Here is a 22,173-nt window from a genome sequence, read left to right as displayed (position 1 = left end):
CCTTCACAGGGAAATACTCTCAGTCCCTACTTACACAGGCACGCTAATCAAGACGGAGTGGATTCAATTTTCAAAGAACAGGTAGCTTTATTATAGATAAGAGTAGTTGAAATTTTTATCACATTTCTTATTTTTCTGTCGAGCTAAATTCATATTCATCAAAGAGTTTGAAATAAAAGACTAACATTGTTACATAACGTTAGCATTTCATTTCCCTTTGAAAATCTAACGTTGTCTAAACAAGCAGCAAACTATAAACTAGTAGGTTCCACACCAAATGTAGACCCATACTGCCCCATAAGTCCGATTTATAGCGCACCATCCCTATAAACATTCCCAATGAAACATATAAACACCAAGCTAGAATGGTTCCAGGATGATGTGCTAAGGCAAATAAAACACTTGTCAACGCAATTCTGATATCTAATTTTCTCACCAAATTCCATATAATTTCTCTATACAGAAATTCTTCAACCATACTCGCATTGATTAAGAACAATAAAAATGAAAACCAAGGAACTTGATGTTGAAGTCCAATTAAGTTTGCTTGATTCGTGGTTCCTTGAGCATGGATTAGGCTAAAACATAGACTTATAATCAGTAGGCTAATGAATCCAATACCAAGCCATTTCATCCTAGATTTCATATTGACCTTATGAGCTTGTTTGCGTTGGCCATACATCCATAAAAAAGAAATGAGTGACGCACCATAGAGAATCTCTAGTATAGTTAACTCACCGATACAAAGAAATTTCAGTAAGTATAGAGATACCAATAGGACATTTACTTGTTGGAATATATAAACTGGAATTATTCTTTTCATAGTTACCTCCGAAATAAATCTTCATAATCTAAATCTAATACCTGCACAATCCTTTCTACCCATGGACTTTGAGGCATTCGTTGTTCCATCTTGTAGTGACGAATCTTTTGATACAAACGATTCAATTCACTTGGATAGTGAAACTCTCCCGCAAACATTTTTCTGGTTAACTCAATCCAGCTGATATTTCTTTCAGCCAAAATAATGGACAAGTTCTCCCAAAATCGTTCAGCCATATTGCTTCTCCTTTAACTTGATAAATAATGTGTTTGTGCCATGTAAATCAATTGTTTCGTATCTCTTGGCAATAAAGCTCTAGCCTCCTCCAGATTCAGATTTGGATAAACTCGCTTATTTGAAACCGCAAGAGGAAGTCTGATGGTTAGTTCAGGATTTTTTAATATCATCTCGATGAAATCCGTTAATCTTAGATTGTCACGGTTCTTAAATCGCAATAAATTGGGAGATAAAAACTCAAAACAATCTGAAGAATAGCTCATCATTTCAATTAATTTGTCCTTTGTCATTTCAGAAATAGAATGAGGAATGACCTCTATGCCATACTTTTGAAAGAAATCCAAAAGAAGTTGATTTCTATGGCTATTTTTACTTAGATAGAGATCAATCATGGGATACCTCCCAAAGATTCGGTTCCATTTGATATTCTGATACGATTAAGGAATCTAATAAATTTGCGAAGTTAATCGGTTGCTTGTCTTCATCATAAGCTTTTACAGTTACTTGGGTTGTAAGTATTCCCTCTTTTCCCTCGGCTCGATAGCCTTGTCCATATAAAACAAAAACAAGATTTTGATGATCATCTACAAAGGCATCGGCTCCGTTCTTTATATCCTGACTTTCAAGGAATTCCATAATGTTTTGAAGATAGGATTCATAAAATAGGGGGTAGTTGTGTTTTTTATGGTAATCATCTAAAAATGTCACCTCAAACTCACATGGATAATTGGGCATCAAAATTATTTGTTCATCCAGCTGTCTGATTTCTGCATCATGTAATTCTGTTTCTAATTCATCACAATCTAGTATTGATTCTTTATTTAATGCTTTCATCTTTTTCCTCTATTTCTTTAAATTTCTTTGCGATTGCGGCAATCACAGGAACGGTTACACTATTACCAGCTTGTTTATAAAGCTGACTATTACTAGAGACTTTTCTAGCAGCTTCAAAAGCCCAATCAGGAAAACCCTGCAATCGAAAACACTCTTTAGGAGTGATTCGTCGTATCCTCAGACGGTAAAATTGTCCATTTATTAAAATACCAGCAACATGGTAAACTTGCTTATCTTCTCCTTCATAGCTAGCCACTACTACTCCCATTTGACCACTAGTTGTTAACGTATTCGCTATACCTTTTCCAACTCTACCACGACGATACTGAGAACCTGGTCTTTCCAAATTGATTGAATCTCCTATTTCTGCTTGAGCATATCCTTTTTTCGTTGCCTCTCGGACTTTTAGAAATTGGATTGGTTCTGGAATCAGTATTTTGGGGATTTTATCTCCACCTTGCATCGTAGTCAGTGTTGGAGATAGCCCCTCACTTCCATAGACGCGACCAGTTTCCTTAAAGCTAGTTGGTAAATCTCCAACAACGACAATACCATGGCGATCCTGAGTATTTAAAGTAAACATTGGCTCTTGATTATCCTTGAAACGTCTACCATTTTGTCTCTTTTCTAATCTGTCTGGTGTCATACAAGGAATCGCAACTTTAAATCCTTCTCCTTTTCCACGAACTAAGGTTGGCGCAAGACCTTCTGAATAATAGACTTTACCACTCATTCCACTTTTTGATGGATTCAAATTTCCTAGTGCTTTCAAAGTCTCAGAGTTAGTTGCTTGACCTTCTCGTCTGAAAGGAAATAGGAGTCGGGTACCTTTCTTTCTAGAATGTCCGATAATAAACACCCTCTCTCTGTTTTGGGGAACGCCAAAATCCTTACTGTTAAGCACCTGCCACTCAACATCAAACCCCAACTCATCAAGTGTGGTAAGGATTGTGGTGAACGTCCGTCCCTTATCGTGATTGAGTAGGCCTTTAACATTTTCAAGAAAAAGAAAACGTGGTTGGATTTGTTTGGCCGCCCGAGCAATTTCAAAGAACAAAGTTCCTCTAGTATCTTCAAATCCCAATCGTCTTCCTGCGATTGAAAATGCTTGACAAGGGAATCCCCCACAGATGACATCGACTTTCCCTCTAAGTTTTTTAAATTCGTCATCTGAAACATCTCGTATGTCATGAAATTCTATTTCTCCTTCCGTTTGAAAAATGGACTTATAAGATTCTCTAGCAAATTTATCAATCTCACAAAATCCAATACACTCGTGTCCGACACTTTCCATTCCAAGTCGAAAGCCACCGATACCTGAAAATAAATCAATAAATCTCATTTCTTGATCACCCCTTTCTTATCGACTATCATTGTCAGAACTGTCACTCCACTTGAAATGACAATGAGCATAACTAATATCCACTCGATTGGCGACATTTTAACCACCTCCTTTTCTAACACGATTATTCCAAACGGAATACAAGCCGTTAAACACAAATTCAGCAAGTACTTCCGCTCGTCTAACAAAGCGAACATTGTCAAGAGCATACTGATAGATTCTCTCAAAATCAGTCATAGCAATTTCACTGGCTGTTTCAGAAAAACCCTCTCGTCTAAATTGATCTTGCACCAATCCCCAAATATAATCTCGATCATATTTTGTGACCTTTTCTACTTTTCTTTTCAAAATAGGTTGAGTATTCCTATCCTCCTCATCCTCAATAAATAAAGAATCAGTCTCACTATATTTAGTCTCACTAACTTCAGTCTCACTAGGGGCTGAATGTGAGACGGGGGCCGTTTCATTTTCAACCTGCCCTAGTCTTTTTTTAACACTAGCCCTGTTTGAATTATCTACTGGGGTAGAAGATAATTCCCCTAAATAAATCTTATTAGCTAGTCTTCCTTTCTCACTTGAAGACTGTTGAACTTCATCAATTAAGTCATATTCTTTAAGAGTTTTTTTGATGGACAGTAATTTTGACTTCGAACAACCTAACAGCCTCATCAGTTTAGAATTAGAAAATACTAAATAGACTGATCCTTCTTCATCTATCCAACCACGACTGAGAGATAATTCTAAACGATCTTTTAAAATAGAATAAGCCACCTTTACTTCTAGTTTCATATCCATATATTTCTCATCCTCAAAAAGAATTTTAGGTAATTTATAATACCGTTCTGAAGTTTGGTATTGGTTTGCGGTAATTCTTTTCATAGCGCGCCTCCAAGTTCTTTGAGTATTAAATCTCCACTTGATTCCAATCGAACCAAGCCATTTTTTTCTAATTCAGCCATAAGAGAGATGGCTTCAACAATGTCAATTCCCATTTCACGTACTAAAAATGAAATGACAATATAGCGTGATGATTGTAATTCTTTTGTCATTTTCCCTCCTGAAAATAAAAAAAGGAGAACAATATTCAATTGTTCTCCACGATAAATTTGTTAAAAAGAAAAACCCTGCCAAATTAATTTTTGGTAGGGTTTTTGGTAGGAAACTAAATTAATTTATCAGTTTCTAAAATGTGTTCACGATTCTAAAAGGCTGATACTATAGTATTCCGATTTCTAATTGGTATATGCCTCTTATTTAAGAGTAACTGAAGCTCCAGCTTCTTCCAATTTAGCTTTGATTTCTTCAGCTTCTGCAGTTGCAACGCCTTCTTTAACAAGTGCTGGTGCACCGTCAACAAGTTCTTTAGCCTCTTTAAGTCCAAGACCTGTGATTTCACGTACAACTTTGATAACGCCAACTTTTTTGTCGCCTGCAGATGTCAATTCAACGTCGAATGAATCTTTAGCAGCACCAGCGTCAGCAGCACCAGCTGCAGCAACAGCTACAGGAGCAGCTGCAGTTACACCAAATTCTTCTTCGATAGCTTTTACAAGGTCGTTCAATTCAAGGATTGAAGCTTCTTTAATTTCAGCAATAATGTTTTCAATGTTCAATGCCATTGTTATTTCCTCCAAATAAGTTTTAAATTTTATAATAGTTTTTTCGTAGCTAGGCTACGCTGCGTAGCTTAAGATTAAGCTGCGTCTTCTTTGCTTTCTGCAACCGCTTTGACTGCAAGAGCAACGTTGCGCACTGGCGCTTGAAGTACAGAAAGGAGCATAGAAAGAAGTCCTTCGCGGTTTGGAAGAGTTGCAAGTGCAAGAATCTCTTCTTTAGATGCGACAGCGCCTTCGATTGCACCACCTTTGATTTCAAGTGCTTCAGCGTTTTTAGAAAAGTCGTTCAAGATTTTCGCTGGTGCGATAACATCTTCGTTAGAAAATGCTACTGCAGATGGTCCAACAAATACTGATGCAAGTTCTTCAAGACCAGCTTTTTCAGCTGCACGACGCAAGATTGAGTTTTTAATGACTTTATACTCAACTTCGCTTCCACGAAGCTCACGACGAAGAACTGTATCTTGCTCAACTGTCAAACCACGAGCGTCAACAACGACGATAGATGCAGCAGCTTTCATTTTTTCAGCTACTACGTCAACTAGTTCCGCTTTTTTAGCAATAATTGCTTCACTCATTAGTGTGTTCACCTCCGTAATTATTTTGCTTGGGGAAATTTTTCCAAAAGAAAAACGCGCCCAAACCTAGACACGAAAGTACAATACGCTTCTTTTTACATGATACGTTTTGTCCTCGGTAGGATACTTATGAGTCGAGCTCCCCTACTGTCTTAGGCAGTTTTTTCAAACCGTATATAAGTATAGCATAGTTAAAAAAAGAATGCAAGATTTTTGCAAACTTTTTTTAAAATTTTTCGTGATTTTTCTTTTAAAGTTCTACTGTCAGGACTTGACCTTGCTTAACAACTTGTTCTCCGCCGATATAGACATCATCAACATCACTGGCTTTGACTGCATAGACAAGGTGAGAAAGCATATTTTCCTGAGGTTCGAGATGAATTTTACCTTGTGGTTGAATAACGAGAAAATCTGCCTGTTTACCTACTTCCAGACTTCCTATCTGATTTTCCATTCCTAGGACCTTAGCCCCTTCGATTGTCAGAGCCTTGAGTGATGTTTCGATTGGGAATTGGCTGGCATCCCCACTGTTCATTTTCTGTAGGAGAGCTGCTGTTCGTCCTTCCTCAAACATATCAAGGTTGTGGTTGGAAGCAACTGAATCTGTCGCAATTCCCACAGCCACTCCTGCTTTTTGCAGTTGAATGATAGGAGCAATCCCTGAGGCCAGTTTGAGATTGCTGATAGGGTTGTGGGCAATAGCCACTTGAGAGGATGCCAAGCGCTCAATTTCTCGCTCGTTTAATTCTACCCCATGAGCAAAGACGGACGGATGATCTAAGTAACCCAGTTCTTCTAGAAAAGCAAGGGGGCGTTTGCCGTAGCGTTTCAGGATAATTCCTGATTCCTCCTTGGTCTCCGCCACATGGATATGGAGAGGAATATTTAGCTCTTTTGCCATGTCTAAACTCGCTTGTAGCAAGTCTTGATTACAGCTGTAAGGAGAATGAGGGGCTACCATCACCTTGAAATTTGGATTTTCATATCCTAAAATTTCCTCAATAATTGCTCGAGTTCTTGCAATGGTCTCAGCAGTTGTTTCTGCCCCTGAAGAAAAGAGGGTCGGCGAGAAATAACAACGCATCTTGGAATCTTTCACTGCCTGATAAATCCGTTCAATATCCACACCATTGGGATTATACATATCATTAAAGGTTGTTGTTCCTGACTGGAGCATCTCTGTCAGAGCTTCTTTGACCGCCTTGGTAGTCATGTCAGGAGTAAATCCTGCTTCTGCAGGCCAGATATAGTCATTGAGCCATTCATGGAGATTGCTATCATCTCGAATTCCTCTCAATCCTGTCATAGCAGAATGGGTGTGACAATTGACCAAACTAGGCATAATCCAGGCTCCCTGATAGTCTATAATCTGCTCAGCTTGCTCTAAAATCTCTGACTGCTCTTGACCAACATAGACGATTTGAGAATCCTTAACGGCTAAGATTCCATCTAGATAAACATGGAAATCTTTGTCACAAGTCACGATATTTACATGCTGATAGACTTTCATTGTTTTTCTCCTTCTAAGGCCATGATTTTTTCTAGCTATTGTAACAAAAAAGTCACCTGAAGGCAACTTTTTTTGTCTATAGGAGTTCGAAATTAGAAATAACTATTCAGAGCTAAAAGCTGCAGCTTGCTGCATTTGGTAATACTTGCCCTTTCTAGTCATGAGATCCTGATGATTGCCATGCTCCACGATGTCACCATTCACCAAGACAAGAATCAAATCTGCATCCTGTATGGTAGACAAGCGGTGGGCAATAATAAAGCTTGTTCGCCCCTTCATGAGTTTGCCAAAGGCATCCTGAACCAGTACTTCTGTCCGTGTATCAATGGAAGAAGTCGCCTCATCTAAGATCAGAATCTTTGGAATAGCCAGAAAAACTCGGGCTATGGTCAAGAGCTGAGCCTGACCGACAGAGAGAGATTCTCCAGCATTTTCCAACTTGGTATCGTAATCCTGCGGCAACTGTTGGATGAAAAAGTCTGCATTGGCTGCTTTGGCAGCAGTAATCACCTGCTCCCGACTGGCATCAGGATTTCCAAAGGCAATATTGTCATGAATGGTCTCTTGCTTGAGCCAGGTTTCTTGGAGCACCATGCCAAACTGCTGACGTAAAGAGGCACGACTATAGTCATAAATGGATTTCCCATCCAGCAAGATATCTCCCGAGTTAATGGGATAAAAACGCATGAGGAGATTGATAAGGGTTGATTTTCCAGCACCTGTCGGACCAACAATAGCCACCTTGCTACCAGCTGGAATATCAATAGATAAATCCTTAATCAAAATCTTTTCAGGATGGTAACCAAAAGAGACATGTTTAAAGGAAATAGCTCCTTTAACTTGGTCACTGGTCAAGACTTCCTTACCAGTTTCAGCCAGCTCAGTGCTATCTAAGACAGCATAGACACGCTCTGCGCAAGCAAGAGCACTTTGCAATTCGGATAGAACTGAGGAAATATCGTTAAAGGGCTTAGTGTACTGTTGGACATAATTCAAAAAAGTCACTAAACGCCCGATAGTCAAGGTAGAGCCTATCATGATACGGTAAGCTCCCACTCCAGCTAGAAGCGCATAAATGAGCGCATTTACAAAGCGAGTCGAAGGATTAACTGTTGAAGAATAAAAGATAGCTGACTGAGAATAACCTGCATAATTGGCATTAGCCTCGTGCAGCCTTTGGATAAACTCTTCCTGAGCATTAAAGGACTGGATAATGGTCTGCTGGCTCAACGATTCTTCAATTAATTGTGTCTGAATCCCCCTCGTCTCTGTTTGCTTCTGGAAGAGATGATAGGATCTCTTGGCAATAAAGCGTGAAATTACCATAGACAGTGGCGTCAAGAGCAAGACTAAGATAGTCATGAGGAGATGAATTTGGAGCATGGCTAGAATGCTGACTAAAATCATCAAGACGCCAATGAAAAATTGGTTAAAAATCATGGTCAAGCCAGCTGCTAACTGTTCGATGTCTGTGGTAACACGACTGACCATCTCCCCACTACCTTGTCTATCCACAAAGGCAATCGGTAAACGATGGAGCTTATGGATGATTAGCTCTCGCAAATCTTTAGTATAAGAGAAGATTAAGCGATTATAGAGAAGAGGATTGACCCACTGCACAAGGGTATTTCCTATGACCACCAAGATCATTTGGAGAAAAATCTGCCAAAAAACTAGTGAAGAGCCAACCACTAGGACTTGGTCGATGACCTGGCCAATCAAGATAGGTAGGTAGATCGATAAGCCAACTTGGGCAATAGTTCCTAGAAAGGCTAGGAAAAGGAGGAAAGGATGACTTGCAAGGTCTTTAGCCAAGCGTGTGAGCGTCTGGTTTGCAGTTTGTCGTCTCATGCTAGTCCTCCTTTCCATGTTGAGATGCATTGATTTCACGATAGACTTGACTGGTCTTCATCAAGTCCTCGTGCTTGCCGATAGCTAGTAGTTCCCCTTTTTCCAAGATAAGAATCTGGTCAGCCATCTGTAAAGTCGAGGTTCGTTGAGAAATCAAGATTAAGCTTGTATTTGGTAAGTTTTCTCGGATAGCTTTCAAGAGCTTGGACTCAGTGATAGTGTCCAGTGCTGAAGTAGCATCATCTAAGATGAGAAACGGAGCCTGGCGCAAGACTGCTCGTGCGATAGACAGCCTTTGTTTTTGTCCACCTGAGAAATTTCGTCCTCCTGCCTCAACTGGGGCATCCAAAAGTCCTTCCTTTTCACTTACAAAATCCTTAGCTTGCGCAATCTCCAAGGCCTGCCAGAGTTCTTGGTCAGTTACTTCTTGGTGTAAACCTAGAGTCAAGTTGGAACGAATGGTTCCTTTAAAAAGTTCGACTTTTTGGGGCACATAGGCAATCCAAGACCGCCACTGCTCAAGATTACGAGGACTAGATCCATCTCGATAAAGGTCAATGCTCCCCTTGTCTGCTGGATAAAGCCCAAGTAAGACTTGCACCAAGCTTGATTTACCAGAACCCGTTCCCCCAATAATACCAAGGGTTTGCCCTTGCTGCATATCAAAGGAAATGTCTCTCAGAGAAGGCTGGGCTGCATCAGGGTAGGTAAAAGTTAAATCTTGAACTTGTAAAACCTGATTACTGGTAGCTTGCTTTTGTTCTAACTCGGAATGAATATCTTCTGGAGCTTCGACAAAGACTTCCTCAATTCGCTTAGCTGAGATATGGGACTGATTGAGAGAATTTATTAGCATAGCTAGTTTGACCAATTCCACCAAAATCTGTAAGAGATAGTTGATAAGGGCAATGAGAGCACCTTGACTGAGCAATCCTCCTTGAATTGAAATATATCCCTGCCAGATGATGACAAGCAGAGTTCCATTGACAATTAGATAGGTCAAAGGTGTTAATAAACTAGACCAGAAACCTGTTTTTTCTTGCAATCTAGCATAGACTTGGTTAAGGGTTTGAAAAATCTGTAACTCTCGTTTTTCTTGACCAAAAGCACGAATGACCCGCATGCCTTGCAATTGCTGACGCGTTTCCTGAACCAGTTGGTCCGTTTTCTTTCTGAGACTACTGTAGAGAGGATTGACCAGTCGAGAAAGACCTACAATGACGATGGTCAAAATGACAACCATGACCAAGAACCAGAAAGTCAGCTCAGCTGAGATTCGATAGGCCATAAAAATTGCACCAAAAACGATAATAGGCGCTCGTAAAAAGAGGCGCAGAAATTGATTGATCCCAGTCTGAATCTGATAAGTATCCGAAGTCAAGCGAGTCACCAAGCTAGAAGTTGTCAGACGATCTCTGCTATCCTTGGGCAAGGAAAGAATATGACGATAAAGGTCGTTTGTCAGTTCTTTGGCAAACCCAACCGCAGCCTTAGCTGAGTAAAACTGAGCTACCAAGGCCACTAAAACTCCAATCACTGCAAAGATAAGGAGCAGGCCAATCTGCATCCAGAGATGCCCTTGATCTCTCTGAGGCAAGGACTGGTCAACAATACCTGCAATCACCATGGGAACCAAGAGTTCAAAAACAGCTTCTAGCAGCTTGAACAGGGGTGCCAAAATTGATTCCTTGATGTAGGGTTTAAAGTAAGATAATAGGTGTTTCATAGATCCCTTCTATTCGTTTTCTAGAAATGAAGAAAGTGGGAAGCACCCACCATCTCTGATTTATTTGTTTAAGTAAGGCAGTAGATAGCCATATCCTGCTTCTTCCATCTCATCCTTGGCCACGAAGCGCAAGGAAGCAGAATTGATACAGTAGCGGAGGCCACCTAACTCCCGAGGTCCATCTGTGAAAACATGACCCAAGTGAGCATTACCTGAACGAGAACGAACCTCAATTCGCTCCATTCCATGGCTGAGATCCTTGTAATAATGAATCAATTCCTTGGAAATCGGACGGCTAAAACTTGGCCAACCACAACCTGAGGCAAACTTATCCTTGGCAAAAAAGAGTGGCTCACCCGTCGTGATATCTACATAAATTCCCTCTTCAAAGTTTTGGTCATAGACATTGGTAAATGGAGCCTCTGTAGCAGCTTCTTGGGTAACACGATAGGACTCTTCAGTTAAGCTTTCCTTTAACACTTCTTGGCTAGGCTTTTCATAGTTAGAGGCGTCAATCAAGGGCTTCTCAGCATCGGTCACATCGATATGACAGTAACCCGAAGGATTTTTCTTAAGATAGTCTTGGTGGTAGTCTTCTGCCATAATGTAGTGACGAAGTTTCTCCACCTCTACTGCAATCTTTCTCCCAAGCATGCGCTCCTGCTCCCGCACCACGGTGTAGATAACTGGCAAGTCTGCTTCATCCTGATAATAAATCCCAGTTCGATATTGGCGACCACGGTCATTTCCTTGTTGATTGACTGATAATGGATCAATAACACGGAAATAATAAAGCAAAATTTCTCTGAGTGACACTGCTTTCTCATCATAAATCACTTGAACCGTTTCTGCATGGTCTGTTTCCTTGAGCAACTGGTAATTGGTCGTTTCGACTTGTCCATTAGCGTAGCCAACACTGGTTGCTAGAACTCCAGAAATTCGTGAAAAATACTCCTCTAGGCCCCAAAAACAACCACCTGCTAGATAAATTTCTGCCATCTTTATTTCTCCTTTATCAAGTTTTTAACTAATACTCTTCGAAAATCTCTTCAAACCACGTCAGCTTACATCTGCAACCTCAAAACAGTATTTTGAGCTAACTTCGTCAGTTCTATCCACAACCTCAAAACACTGTTTTGAGCAGCCTGCGGCTAGCTTCCTAGTTTGCTCTTTGATTTTCATTGAGTATAAACTTCTTTTCAAAAAAAGGATAGGAAGCCCTCTGGTCGAGAGTTTCCCCATCCTATCATCTATTCTTTATTTTGCTTCGACACGGACACCTTGGGTATCAACTTTCAAGCCATGAAGTTTTCCTTTGAAAGGTTGCTTTTCCAATTCTGCCTTAATCGTTGGCATCTTGTCATGAGAAGCCAAGACCATAACTGTCGGCCCAGCACCAGAGAGGTAGGTTGCATAGGCACCATTTTCTTTGGCCACTTGCTTAATCGTCGCAAATTCTCTCACCAAGTCCTGACGGTAGCGCTCGTGGAAGAGGTCTCCCTCGATTGCTTGACCAGCTGTCACCATATCTCCTGCCAACAAGGCAGCAACCGCCACATTGGCAATAGAACTAGCCGAAACAGCTTCCTTGTAAGACAATTTCTTAGGCAAGACACCACGGCTGTCTCTAGTACGCAATTCATAGTTTGGAATGTAGGCTAGGAAATCACACTCTGGGAAGTCTGCTACAATAGCTGAAACTTGCCCATCAACGGAGCTTGCAATAACGAGATTACCATAAATGGCTGGAGCCACATTGTCAGGATGTCCTTCAATCTTGGTCGCTAACTGCAATTTTTCATGGTCTGACAAGTTGAGCTGACCCAGTTGGTTGGCTAGTTCAATCCCAGCAACAATAACCGAGCTAGAAGAACCCAAGCCACGCGCCAAGGGAACATCACTGGTCATTTTCAAACGTCTTGGGTGCAAGTCTGGTACAATTTGCAAAGCGATTTTGAGCAAGAGATTACGTTCGTCATGTGGAATCCATTTGCCAATCTGGTGTTCAATCAACCACTCATCTCGTTCTTCACAGACCTCGATTTGAAGGTACTTGGTTACAGCTACACCGACCGAGTCAAAACCTGGCCCGATATTGGCACTGGTTGCAGGTACAATAATCTTCATCTTATTCTCCTAGCACCTTGAAGGTATTCAAGAGGTCGAATTCTGAAACCTTCTTCAATTCAGCTGAGACATTTTCAAGTTGAGATTTATTAATCTTGTGTGTAATGATAACGACACGCGCCTTGTCACCCTCTTTTCCGTCTTGGAGGATTTGCTTGAAGGAAATATCTTGAGCATTAAAAATTTCAGCCAACTTCAAGACCTGACCTTTTGAGTCTGGTGCCAAGATTGAGAAGTAGTAGTTTGCTTTAACATCCTCAGGATTTGCCAAGACCAAGTCACGGCTGTATTCGTTGAAGTCTTTACCGATGGTTCCATCATTCAGGCGACGAACGATACGGACAATATCTGCTACAACACTTGTTGCAGTTGGTTTTTGACCAGCACCTGGTCCGTAGTACATAGACTCACCAATACCGATAGATTCTACAAAGACAGCGTTCATTACGCCATTCACACTGGCAAGTGGATGCGCTTTAGGAAGGAAAGTTGGAGTTACTTCTGCAGCAATTCCTGAAGGAGTTTCCTCAATAGAACCAACCAATTTCACTACATAGCCAAGTTCTTGAGCTACAGCTACGTCTTCTGGTGTGATGTTACGGATTCCCTTGTGGGCTACATCGTCAAAGGCAACCTTCATGCCAAAAGCAAATTGGCTCAAAATAACCATCTTGTAGGCTGCATCAATCCCATCCACGTCATTTGTCGGGTCACTTTCTGCAAAACCTAGTCTTTGCGCTTCCGCAAGAGCATCATCGTAAGACCATCCTTCTTCGACCATCTTGGTCATCATGAAGTTAGAAGTTCCATTGACTACACCAAGCACGCGCGTGATTTTATCAGAAGCCAAGGAATTTGCCAACGTACGAAGAATTGGAATCCCACCAGCTACTGCTGCTTCGTAGTAAAGTGCTACCTTGTTAGCTTTAGCGATTTCTAACAATTCTGCACCATGGACAGCCAAAAGGTCCTTGTTAGCAGTAACAACGTGTTTGCCAGCCTCCAAGGCACGAGTGATAAAGGTTTTAGCAGGTTCGATACGCCCCATCAATTCCACTACAATGGTAATGTCTTTGTCTGATAAAATATCATCCACATTGGTTACAAAGTTAAAGTCATTCCCTGCTGCAAGCAAGCGATTCTTTTCATCTTCATCCTTGACCAATACCTTAGCAACTTCAATCTCTGAATGTGCTGATTGATTGATTTTTTCTCCATTTTCCTTTAGGAGGAAGGGCACGCCACTTGCAACGGTACCAAATCCTAGTAAAGCAATTTTAACTGTCATGTTTGTCTCCTCGAAATTTTCTAATATAGCCATTATAACAGAATTTTGTGAAAATTCCTATTATAGTAAATCACTATTTCAGTCTAAAAAAGAAAAAACGAATCAGATGATTCGCTCTTCCTAAAATATATAAATAATTTTCCAGAAATGATTATCCAATCTTTTGTAGATTGAGCACTGCATCGTGATTCATCAAGACTTGACCATACTCCTGCAAGACTGAGCGACTGATTTCACTATCATCTGCAAACTCACGCATACGAGCCAACAGCCAAGCTGGATATGGACTTGGATGATTTTCAATATCCACTAAAATAGTCAAATAATAGCGCTCATTCATCTTGTAGAGTTCAGAAGTTTCCATATCAAAAGTCACTGTCTTGGCAAAAGCCACCAAGTCAGCCAACTTAGCAAAAGAAAGGATGTAATAGATGTAAGGTTCTTTCTTGCTCTCAGCTTCTTGTTCAGCCTGCTCCTGCTCTTCTTCCTTGGCTTCGACTTGCTCTAGAGATTGAATCGCTTCGATATCATCCTTAGTCTTTTCTGCAATGCTCTTTTCCAAGGTTTTAATAAATTCATCTGGCGACATTTGAGCCAATTCTTCCATATCTGGTAAATCCGATAAGTCTTCAAAATCTAGATTTTGGTCAATCTTTGATTTAGTTACAAAGACATCTACCTTATCAGGTTTTGGAGTCACACGGAAGCTCAACATACCTGTATCCAAAAAGCTCTCAGGCATCTCTAACTCATCCAAGATGGCATAAAAGAACTCTTCTGTTTTTTCTTGAGGGACGAGAAAGTCAGCAATCTCCATTCCTCGATCCATCAAATCCTCTAAAGACATCGTGATTTTTAAAGTTGTATCACTGATTTGTTTCATTTTCATTGCTAGTAACCTCATACTTTCAGTTCTATCTATTATACTAGATTTTTACGATTTTATCAAAAGAATGAAGCGAGAATGTGATATAATACTAGAGACCATTTTACAATACAAGAAAGAAAGTACAATGAAAAATATAAAAGTTAATGCACTGGCTAGCTTGCTAGTCAATGTTCTCAATATCGTTTTTCCTCTGATAACCAATCCTTATCTGACGCGGATTCTCAGCAAATCCAACTACGGTTATTTCAATACCGCCAATACCTGGGCTAGCTTTGTCATTCCTTTAGCCGCCTTTGGAATATACAACTACGGGATTCGTGCTATCAGTAAGGTTAAGGATGATAAAAATAAAATCAACTATGTTTTCTCTAAATTATTCTATTTTTCTCTAATCACTTCAGTCTTCATAACAGCTATCTACTTCCTTTTTATTTATTTCGACACCAGCATTGTCAATCTAAAAATTCTATATTACATCCTAGGGATCCAAGCTCTCTTCCAATTTCTTAATATTGAATGGATGAACGAAGCCTATGAAAACTACACTTTCATTCTCTATAAAACCTTAATTATCCGGATTTCTATGTTAGTTGGAATCTTCACCTTTGTAAAAACAGCAGATGATATTGTTCCTTATGCCATTGTCATGAGTGCCACCACCATCCTAAATTATCTACTTAGTTTTCTTTGGATCAAGAGAAAAGTTTCATTCGTTAAGATTAGTTTTGTGGAATTAACCAGAGAATCTAAACCTCTCTTTACTATGCTACTATTGGCAAATTCCAGTATGCTCTATACCCTGCTCGATAGAATGTTTATAACCAAGGGACCTGATGAAAACTACATTTCTTATTATGCGATTGCTTCGAACATCGTTATGTTAATTGCCGGTGTCCTAGGTGGAGCTATAAACGTAAGCGTTCCACGTCTCGGCTACTATCTTGGAAAAAAAGATTACAATTCCTATAGATCTCTTGTAAATCAAGCAGCATCATTATTCTATTTCCTCATGATTCCAATAAGTATTGGAATTATGATTTTAGGGAGTTATGCAACCGTTATTTATTCTTCTGAAAAATATCTTGAGGCGGGAATCATTACTAGCATCTTTGCTTTTCGAAGTGTTATCTGGGCCATTGAGTTGATTCTTGGTAGACAAATTATATTTATTAATAATCACGAAAATCGTCTAACTGCCTATTACTTTATTGGTGGTGGATTAAATTTCCTGCTCAACTGCTTCTTGTATTTCAATAATATATTTTCACCAGTATACTATCTCATTACTACTATAGGTGCAGAAATCATAGTCGTTCTACTAGAAATTCACTTTATTAAAAAATATCAATTACTTGAATTGAAAGAAATTTTCTCGTTTCTTATGCGCTATAGCATTGTCTCACTAGGATTTATTCCTATTTATCTAACTTTTAAAACGGTCTTCCAAATAACGTCTTATACAGTAACTTTGAACATGATTTTCATGATTCTCTCTACCATTGTAGGTTGTATTATCTACTATCTCTTAACACTCTTTATCACAAAAGATAAAACACTCCACTATGCCCTAAATCTTGTACTAAATAAGATTAAAAAAACAACCATCTAATCATTAGCGTTATTAGTGAATTTTCAATAAAAGCGACTTCTTTTGGCTCTTTGTCAACTGTAGTGGGTTGATGAAAAGTTATAACATGGAGAGGACCAACTTGGTTCTCTCCTTTTTGATGTTCAAAGCGATGAGGATTCTAGTTTTAATTGAAGTTTTTAATGTTCCGGAAGCCAAAAGTATTACACTTGATGACTTTAATGATATTATTAGTAGCCTCTAGTTTCACGTTTGAGTAGTGCAGTTCTAGTGCGTTCATGATTTTTTCCTTATCTTTCAAAAAGGTTTTAAAAACAGTTTGAAAAATAGGATTTACACAAGAAATCGTTTCTTCAATCAATTCAAAAAAATGGTCTGTTTATTTCTCTTGGGAATGAAATAGTAATAGTTGATAGAGTTCATACTTCTCTCTATGTTCTTGAGAGTATGCAGGGAGCTTTTCGAGAATCTCATTATTGGTCCAGTGTGAGCGAAAAGTAGTGCGATAAAATCGTTTATCACTCAGTTTACGACTATCCTGCTGGATGAGCTTCCAGTAGTGCTTGATAGCCTTGTATTCATGGAATTTTCTATCGAATTGGTTCATGATTTGAACACGTACACGACTCATAGCACGTCTGAGATGTTGCACAATGTGAAAGCGATCAAGTACAATTTTTTCATTTGGGAAAAGCTGTTGAGCTATTCAGAAGACTTGAAACACCACTACAATGTCTATCAGCTCTTACTTTTTCACTTTCAGAATAAGGAATTTTTTGGACTTATTGAGGACAAGCTAAAACATTTTTCAGACTGTCTTTAAAACCTTTCTCAAGGACAAAGAGAAGATTGTCAACACCCTTCAACTACCCTATTCCAACGCTAAATTAGAAGCGACCAATAATCTCATTAATCTTATCAAACGAAATGCCTTTGGATTTCGGAACTTTGAAAACTTCAAAAAACGGATTTTTATCTCTCTCAACATCAAAAAAGAAAGGACGAAATATGTCCTTTCTCGATCTTAGTTTTTCTTCAACCCACTACAACTAGTATAGAATCGAAAATTCAAGGTCTTACTTTCCTTTAATTTGATATAATCTACAAATTATATGAAGCCACGCCTAGAACATTTTTGTTTAGGTTTTTAATTACTTGAAGCTGTTCTTCAAAATTTTTATATCTAGTTATACCATACTCTTCTACAAATAAAATGTTGTCAGAATCTAATACAGACTTAATGTTATTTATATTTCCAATGACAATATTTTCTGGCAAGGCTTTAGCATATTGCTTAGAAAATTTATCAAAAACATTTTTATTCGTTGCTATCACTAATAAGTTCTTATTTCCATTCTTATATTGTATAACATCTTTAAAATTAGCTACAGTATCTAATTTCACTACAAAATCTACACCATATTTTTCATAATCTCCAGCTCTATTAATAGTTGGATTAAAGATATATGCTGCTACGTTAACAAATATTACTAAAAACAGAGCACCAATTCCGAGTATAATCACACGAATGAATAAAGTAACTTTATTTACTCCAGATTCTATGTCATTTTTTTCAAGTTCTTTTGAATAAACTGTCTCCAATTTTTCAATTGTGACACCAGAGTATGTCTGTTTATATTTATTAATCAAATAATCCAATTTCTGTTCAATAATATCATTCGCCAACTTACTTGGTGTCAATATTTTTACTGTAATTCCCACATTATTTAATAAGGAATTTACTTCTATCTTTTTGTTCCAAAAATCAAAATTTGAGTTTTTAAGTGTAACCTCAGATGTCATTAATTCTGACGCAATTTTTTTCATATCTGATTCTGATTGGTCATTGAACAAATAAGCTCCATTTAAATTGGCTTGAATCAAACGTCCATAGAAATCACTATATCCTCCAATCGTGTTACTATTAGGAGTTTTAGTTTCAACTTCTGGCGCTATGATTTTATACGAAAGATAACTAGAATAATTACTAGTATCCTTTACAACAGACTTTGTTGTAAGTACTTTATAAGAGTATGGTATAGCTAAACAAAGAAATAAAACTATTAGTGAAACTAGATTTAATACTCTTCTCTTATAAATATTTGCAAATAAATCTGCAATCGAATAATTATCAAACATTATATATCTCCTTTATTATTAACTGTGTATTTTACTTTTCTTTCTATTAGGGTTGCTGCAAAAAATATAACAAAAACAATTCCCCAATATTGCAATGTAACTAAATTAAAGAAACTCTCTGTAAAGCCTCCTCTCGGCATAAAGAATAGATTATTTAAAATTAATAACGTAATACCGAATAATAGTACTCTGGATTTATAAGCTGATTTTATCATAAATATGAAACCTATCCCCATTAGAATACTCAACAGAAATAGTCCAAGCATTCCATAATCAGTATACATTTCCATTATATAGCTTCCACCTATGCCATGACCTGCCAAATAATCCTGTTTCAAAACAATATACGAAATATTGTGAGCGTATCTGTCACTTTCAAGAGCTAATTCTAGACTATTATTAGCACTAGTAAAGGGAGTTCCACCAAATAAAATTCCTAAATTCCCTCTGGTGATATACTCAATTATAGGACTAAATGTATAATTTCTAAACTCTTTTATCGGTAAATTACTTCCATATAAGTATCCCCTTGCTAAAACACCAAAGCTAGTTCCTTGTTTATAGATAAAATCTAAAAAAAGTTCAGAAATACTCATATTCCCAATCCCTGCTCCATCACGGGCATAATTCAAAAATCCCATAACAAGCATCATGATAGGAGTACCTATATAGAACATAGCTTTTTCTTTTACACCTATCCATATCCCTTTTTCCATTTGATTTCTCATAAAATAATAAATGAAAGAGAATATCAAACTTAATACAAATGGATTTCTAGTTCCTATTAAAAGATTAAGCACATTCCCAACGACAAACATACCTAACACTATCGTTGAATGACGTTTATTAGGCTTAGTAGCTAAATAGATACACATGGCATAAACTACAAACGTTGATAATGTATAGGTGAAATAAGGTAGCTCGCTTTTGAAATCTGCATAATACTCATAATATGATACATTTACTCTATACATTAGCCGTTCGATTAATCTAATTAAATAGAACGGATATGAAATTAGAAATACTGCTAGAGATACTTTTCTTATACTATTTATAAATAATCTAGATTTTTGAATTTTATAGCCTTCTTTTTTATTATTTTCTTTTTTAGAAATTAATAAACCTCCTATCGTTAATCCAATAATAGAAACGATAACAGCCAAAAATGAAAATCTATAGACATCTTCCTGATAAGTATTTATTAGCCCCTGCTTGAAATAATCTATGGTTGGTCTAGACACTAAAAATAGAAAAATTGTAATGTAAAAAATAAGGTGGATTATATAATACTTTATATTGTTAAAACAGTATAGGACACTACTTATAATAAGCATAACTAAAGTTATCAATAACGTAATAATCGAATTGTTATATATATATGCAATACCTAAAAAAATAGTTATAACATAACTAAATAGCGTAATTAGATAATACACTCTTTTCCAATCTAATATCAAATACTCACCTCATTCCTCTACACGGTAATTAAAAAACATCCCCAGTAGAAACAATACGTTTCTTAAAATTATATAGGTACTCTGATAATTCTAACTCTATCATTTCTACTTCCTCCCTGTATTTGTCATCTCTATTGTAAACTTGTAAATTATTCACAGAAATAGCTGGGTTGAAATACTCAAACTTTGCTTTATGATGGACAGAATCTATACCGATGAAATTTTCTATATCTTGTTTTGTTTCCTCATAATTCAAAACTAAATCCTCAAAATTTAATCGTAATACTAAAGTATTTGTTTTTTTCTCATTTTCTCTCATCATTTTGTAATAATTACAAAATTCCTTAATATCGGTTGGATATGGCACCTCTTGATTTCTTGGCTTCCAAAAGTATTTATTCATTATAAATACATCACGAGGATCTCTAGAAATTATTATTGGAAATAACTCTTCAATTTTATAATTATCAATTATATTAAGATTATGAGGCAATAAAAGTTGATCTAGGACTATATACTCTTCTTTATCCGAAATTTCTTTTATTACATTCAAAATAAATTTTCTACTTTTTTCATAAAAATCATCCGACGATACCATACTCATTTCTAATTGAACTTGTTTTGGCTTTGTTGTCTTTTTAAAGATAATTCTCCTTATAACTCTCAAAAACCAGGCAATTTTTGAAGGTTTTTGATGATAATACCAAATCCCCTGATATTTACTAGTTATTATAGAATCCAAATAATATTCTACCACATTCATGAAGTTATCCGATATTTTATCTTTATAATTAGCTATTCCCCAACCATCATAATGATACAACTTTTCCATGAGTTTTCTAAAATTCTTTATAGCCTCATCACTTCTTATAGCATTATTATTATATAGCAATTTATATTCTAAATCAAATAATCCATCGGGTGCATATAAGAATACATACTCAAAATCTGAATTTTTTGTGTTTATTCCTTCATATTCTTTTAATAAATCTGTCACAGCAGAAGATCCACTTCCCATATAACTCATAGGAACTATGATTTTATCCATATTTCTATCATCCTATAATTCTTTAATGATTTTTTTTATACTAGCAATTTGTTTATCTAAGGAAAATTTGTCTACATGTTTTCTACACACTTCTGATTTAATGATTCTGTTTTCCATATTTTTACTAAGTTCTTCTACAATATAATTAGTGATTTCTTCATTGTTGTCTGAAACAAAGCCACATTTTTGAGAATTATATAGTTCATTTGTTCCCCCAACAGGTGTACTAATAAATCCCTTTCCTAAAGCTAAACTTTCGACTAAAACGGTAGGAAAGCCCTCTGCTTCTGATAATAAAATAACATAAGAAGATTTTTTTATGTATGGATACGGGTTTTTAACATAACCCAACATAAAAACATTGTTCTCTAATTTATTATCAAGTATAAATTTACTAACATATTCCTCTAAATCGCCTTTGCCTAACAAATATAATTTTTTATCGGGAATCTTTTCAACCACATTCTTAAAAACTTCTAATAGTCTCTTTATACCTTTTGATTCTTCTATTCGTCCTATATATATAAGACTATCCTCTTCAAATTTAATTTCTGCATTTTCAAGAGATTTAACATAGATATCATTAAAATCATATCCATTATATACTATTTCTATTTTTTTCTTATACTCAGGATAAATTTCTTTGATCGATTCTTCTGTTTTTTCTGAAATAGCTATTATTTTGTTAACAAATCTTAGTTTTTTACCTTGTCTAATCCTAGATATTTTATGATTTTTTAAATTATAAATTGTTCCATGATTCCACGATATTGTTTTCACATCATCATTAAGTAAATAAACTGGATAAAGATAATTAAAAGCAATCTCATAATCGTATTTTTTTCGAGTTATTCTATTTCTAAAAAATTTTGGAAATAATAAGAACAACTTCCATTTAATGTTTTTAAAAATACTAGTATTTTCTAAATTTTTGAATACGGGTTCTAATAAATTAATATTTTCATCATCACTACATACAGCACCATGATGATTTATCTCTAAAATATCAATATCATATTCATTGCCTAATTCTTTGGAAATACTTTCCAGAATTTTTTCAGCTCCGCCCCCCATACTAAAAGACCAGGTTATAAACAAGACTTTCTTTTGACCCATATCT

General features: G+C 36.9%; 21 protein-coding genes, 2 pseudogenes and 1 other annotated feature. Of the genes and pseudogenes, 2 read left to right on the top strand and 21 right to left on the bottom strand.

The window, feature by feature from the left end; translation table 11 throughout:
• Positions 1–235: 235 nt before the first annotated feature.
• The 16 genes from FBF73_RS05960 to mecA form a co-directional block, all read right to left on the bottom strand.
• Positions 236–823 carry a CPBP family intramembrane glutamic endopeptidase gene (locus tag FBF73_RS05960; protein WP_048773328.1) on the bottom strand — a complete coding sequence of 196 codons (588 nt, stop codon included), beginning with the start codon at positions 821–823 and terminating at the stop codon, positions 236–238.
• 2 nt (positions 824–825) lie between these two features.
• A complete protein-coding gene (locus FBF73_RS05955; protein ID WP_000840776.1) occupies positions 826–1,059 on the bottom strand; it encodes a hypothetical protein in 234 nt (77 codons plus the stop codon).
• Positions 1,060–1,071: 12 nt separating this feature from the next.
• Entirely contained in the window at positions 1,072–1,452 is a 381-nt protein-coding gene (locus tag FBF73_RS05950; protein ID WP_125353399.1) for a hypothetical protein, read from the bottom strand.
• Positions 1,445–1,894: a hypothetical protein gene (locus FBF73_RS05945; protein WP_125353397.1), complete on the bottom strand. Its 450-nt coding sequence runs from the start codon at positions 1,892–1,894 to the stop codon at positions 1,445–1,447. The genes FBF73_RS05950 and FBF73_RS05945 overlap by 8 nt, the downstream gene beginning before the upstream one ends.
• Positions 1,878–3,236 carry a DNA (cytosine-5-)-methyltransferase gene (gene dcm / locus FBF73_RS05940; RefSeq protein ID WP_125353395.1) on the bottom strand — a complete coding sequence of 453 codons (1,359 nt, stop codon included), beginning with the start codon at positions 3,234–3,236 and terminating at the stop codon, positions 1,878–1,880. The genes FBF73_RS05945 and dcm overlap by 17 nt, the downstream gene beginning before the upstream one ends.
• A 99-nt stretch (positions 3,237–3,335) precedes the next feature.
• Positions 3,336–4,115 (bottom strand): replication initiator protein A, encoded by a 780-nt coding sequence (locus FBF73_RS05935; RefSeq protein ID WP_136937259.1) that lies wholly within the window; start codon positions 4,113–4,115, stop codon positions 3,336–3,338.
• Positions 4,112–4,285: a hypothetical protein gene (locus FBF73_RS05930; RefSeq protein WP_000159601.1), complete on the bottom strand. Its 174-nt coding sequence runs from the start codon at positions 4,283–4,285 to the stop codon at positions 4,112–4,114. The genes FBF73_RS05935 and FBF73_RS05930 overlap by 4 nt, the downstream gene beginning before the upstream one ends.
• 201 nt (positions 4,286–4,486) lie before the next feature.
• Positions 4,487–4,855 carry a 50S ribosomal protein L7/L12 gene (gene rplL / locus FBF73_RS05925; RefSeq protein ID WP_001196965.1) on the bottom strand — a complete coding sequence of 123 codons (369 nt, stop codon included), beginning with the start codon at positions 4,853–4,855 and terminating at the stop codon, positions 4,487–4,489.
• Between the two features lie 74 nt (positions 4,856–4,929).
• Positions 4,930–5,430 carry a 50S ribosomal protein L10 gene (gene rplJ / locus FBF73_RS05920; protein WP_054380833.1) on the bottom strand — a complete coding sequence of 167 codons (501 nt, stop codon included), beginning with the start codon at positions 5,428–5,430 and terminating at the stop codon, positions 4,930–4,932.
• Between the two features lie 39 nt (positions 5,431–5,469).
• Positions 5,470–5,605: a sequence feature (ribosomal protein L10 leader region), on the bottom strand.
• Between the two features lie 75 nt (positions 5,606–5,680).
• Positions 5,681–6,940, bottom strand: coding sequence for a TRZ/ATZ family protein (locus FBF73_RS05910; RefSeq protein ID WP_136937258.1), 1,260 nt, complete (start codon positions 6,938–6,940; stop codon positions 5,681–5,683).
• A 102-nt stretch (positions 6,941–7,042) separates the two neighbouring features.
• Positions 7,043–8,791, bottom strand: coding sequence for an ABC transporter ATP-binding protein (locus tag FBF73_RS05905; protein ID WP_136937257.1), 1,749 nt, complete (start codon positions 8,789–8,791; stop codon positions 7,043–7,045).
• Between the two features lies 1 nt (position 8,792).
• Positions 8,793–10,517: an ABC transporter ATP-binding protein gene (locus FBF73_RS05900; RefSeq protein WP_136937256.1), complete on the bottom strand. Its 1,725-nt coding sequence runs from the start codon at positions 10,515–10,517 to the stop codon at positions 8,793–8,795.
• A gap of 60 nt (positions 10,518–10,577) precedes the next feature.
• Positions 10,578–11,516, bottom strand: a complete 939-nt coding sequence (gene msrB / locus FBF73_RS05895) for a peptide-methionine (R)-S-oxide reductase MsrB (RefSeq protein ID WP_136937255.1) — start codon at positions 11,514–11,516, stop codon at positions 10,578–10,580.
• A gap of 258 nt (positions 11,517–11,774) precedes the next feature.
• Positions 11,775–12,644, bottom strand: coding sequence for a homoserine kinase (gene thrB, locus FBF73_RS05885; RefSeq protein WP_136937254.1), 870 nt, complete (start codon positions 12,642–12,644; stop codon positions 11,775–11,777).
• Position 12,645: 1 nt separating this feature from the next.
• Entirely contained in the window at positions 12,646–13,932 is a 1,287-nt protein-coding gene (locus FBF73_RS05880) for a homoserine dehydrogenase (protein ID WP_136937253.1), read from the bottom strand.
• Between the two features lie 151 nt (positions 13,933–14,083).
• Positions 14,084–14,821: an adaptor protein MecA gene (gene mecA / locus FBF73_RS05875; RefSeq protein WP_136937252.1), complete on the bottom strand. Its 738-nt coding sequence runs from the start codon at positions 14,819–14,821 to the stop codon at positions 14,084–14,086.
• A 124-nt stretch (positions 14,822–14,945) separates the two neighbouring features.
• Here mecA and FBF73_RS05870 point away from each other — a divergent pair, with 124 nt between their 5' ends.
• The gene (locus FBF73_RS05870) at positions 14,946–16,430 is read left to right on the top strand and encodes an oligosaccharide flippase family protein (protein WP_136937251.1); all 1,485 of its coding nucleotides are present in this window, start codon (positions 14,946–14,948) and stop codon (positions 16,428–16,430) included.
• A gap of 78 nt (positions 16,431–16,508) precedes the next feature.
• Here FBF73_RS05870 and FBF73_RS05865 read toward each other — a convergent pair.
• Positions 16,509–17,115 (bottom strand): annotated as a pseudogene (locus FBF73_RS05865) (transposase); the annotation flags it as partial.
• Here FBF73_RS05865 and FBF73_RS05860 point away from each other — a divergent pair.
• A pseudogene (locus tag FBF73_RS05860) lies at positions 17,098–17,437 on the top strand (transposase); the annotation flags it as partial. The pseudogenes FBF73_RS05865 and FBF73_RS05860 sit on opposite strands and share 18 nt — an antisense overlap.
• A gap of 73 nt (positions 17,438–17,510) precedes the next feature.
• Here FBF73_RS05860 and FBF73_RS05855 read toward each other — a convergent pair.
• The 4 genes from FBF73_RS05855 to FBF73_RS05840 are packed head-to-tail and all read right to left on the bottom strand — an operon-like array spanning position 17,511 to position 22,169.
• Positions 17,511–18,548 carry a prephenate dehydratase gene (locus FBF73_RS05855; RefSeq protein ID WP_136937250.1) on the bottom strand — a complete coding sequence of 346 codons (1,038 nt, stop codon included), beginning with the start codon at positions 18,546–18,548 and terminating at the stop codon, positions 17,511–17,513.
• The gene (locus tag FBF73_RS05850) at positions 18,548–20,002 is read right to left on the bottom strand and encodes an O-antigen polysaccharide polymerase Wzy family protein (RefSeq protein WP_169435185.1); all 1,455 of its coding nucleotides are present in this window, start codon (positions 20,000–20,002) and stop codon (positions 18,548–18,550) included. The genes FBF73_RS05855 and FBF73_RS05850 overlap by 1 nt, the downstream gene beginning before the upstream one ends.
• Positions 20,003–20,033: 31 nt before the next feature.
• Complete coding sequence (locus tag FBF73_RS05845) at positions 20,034–21,053, bottom strand: sulfotransferase (RefSeq protein ID WP_136937248.1); 1,020 nt, start codon at positions 21,051–21,053, stop codon at positions 20,034–20,036.
• Between the two features lie 12 nt (positions 21,054–21,065).
• Positions 21,066–22,169 carry a glycosyltransferase gene (locus tag FBF73_RS05840; protein ID WP_136937247.1) on the bottom strand — a complete coding sequence of 368 codons (1,104 nt, stop codon included), beginning with the start codon at positions 22,167–22,169 and terminating at the stop codon, positions 21,066–21,068.
• Between the last annotated feature and the right edge of the window lie 4 nt (positions 22,170–22,173).

The organism is Streptococcus mitis, from assembly GCF_005144795.1.
Taxonomy (GTDB): Bacteria; Bacillota; Bacilli; order Lactobacillales; family Streptococcaceae; genus Streptococcus; species Streptococcus mitis_BB.
The sequence above is the reverse complement of the archived record's forward strand: the minus strand, read 5'-3'. Positions and strand labels throughout refer to the sequence as shown.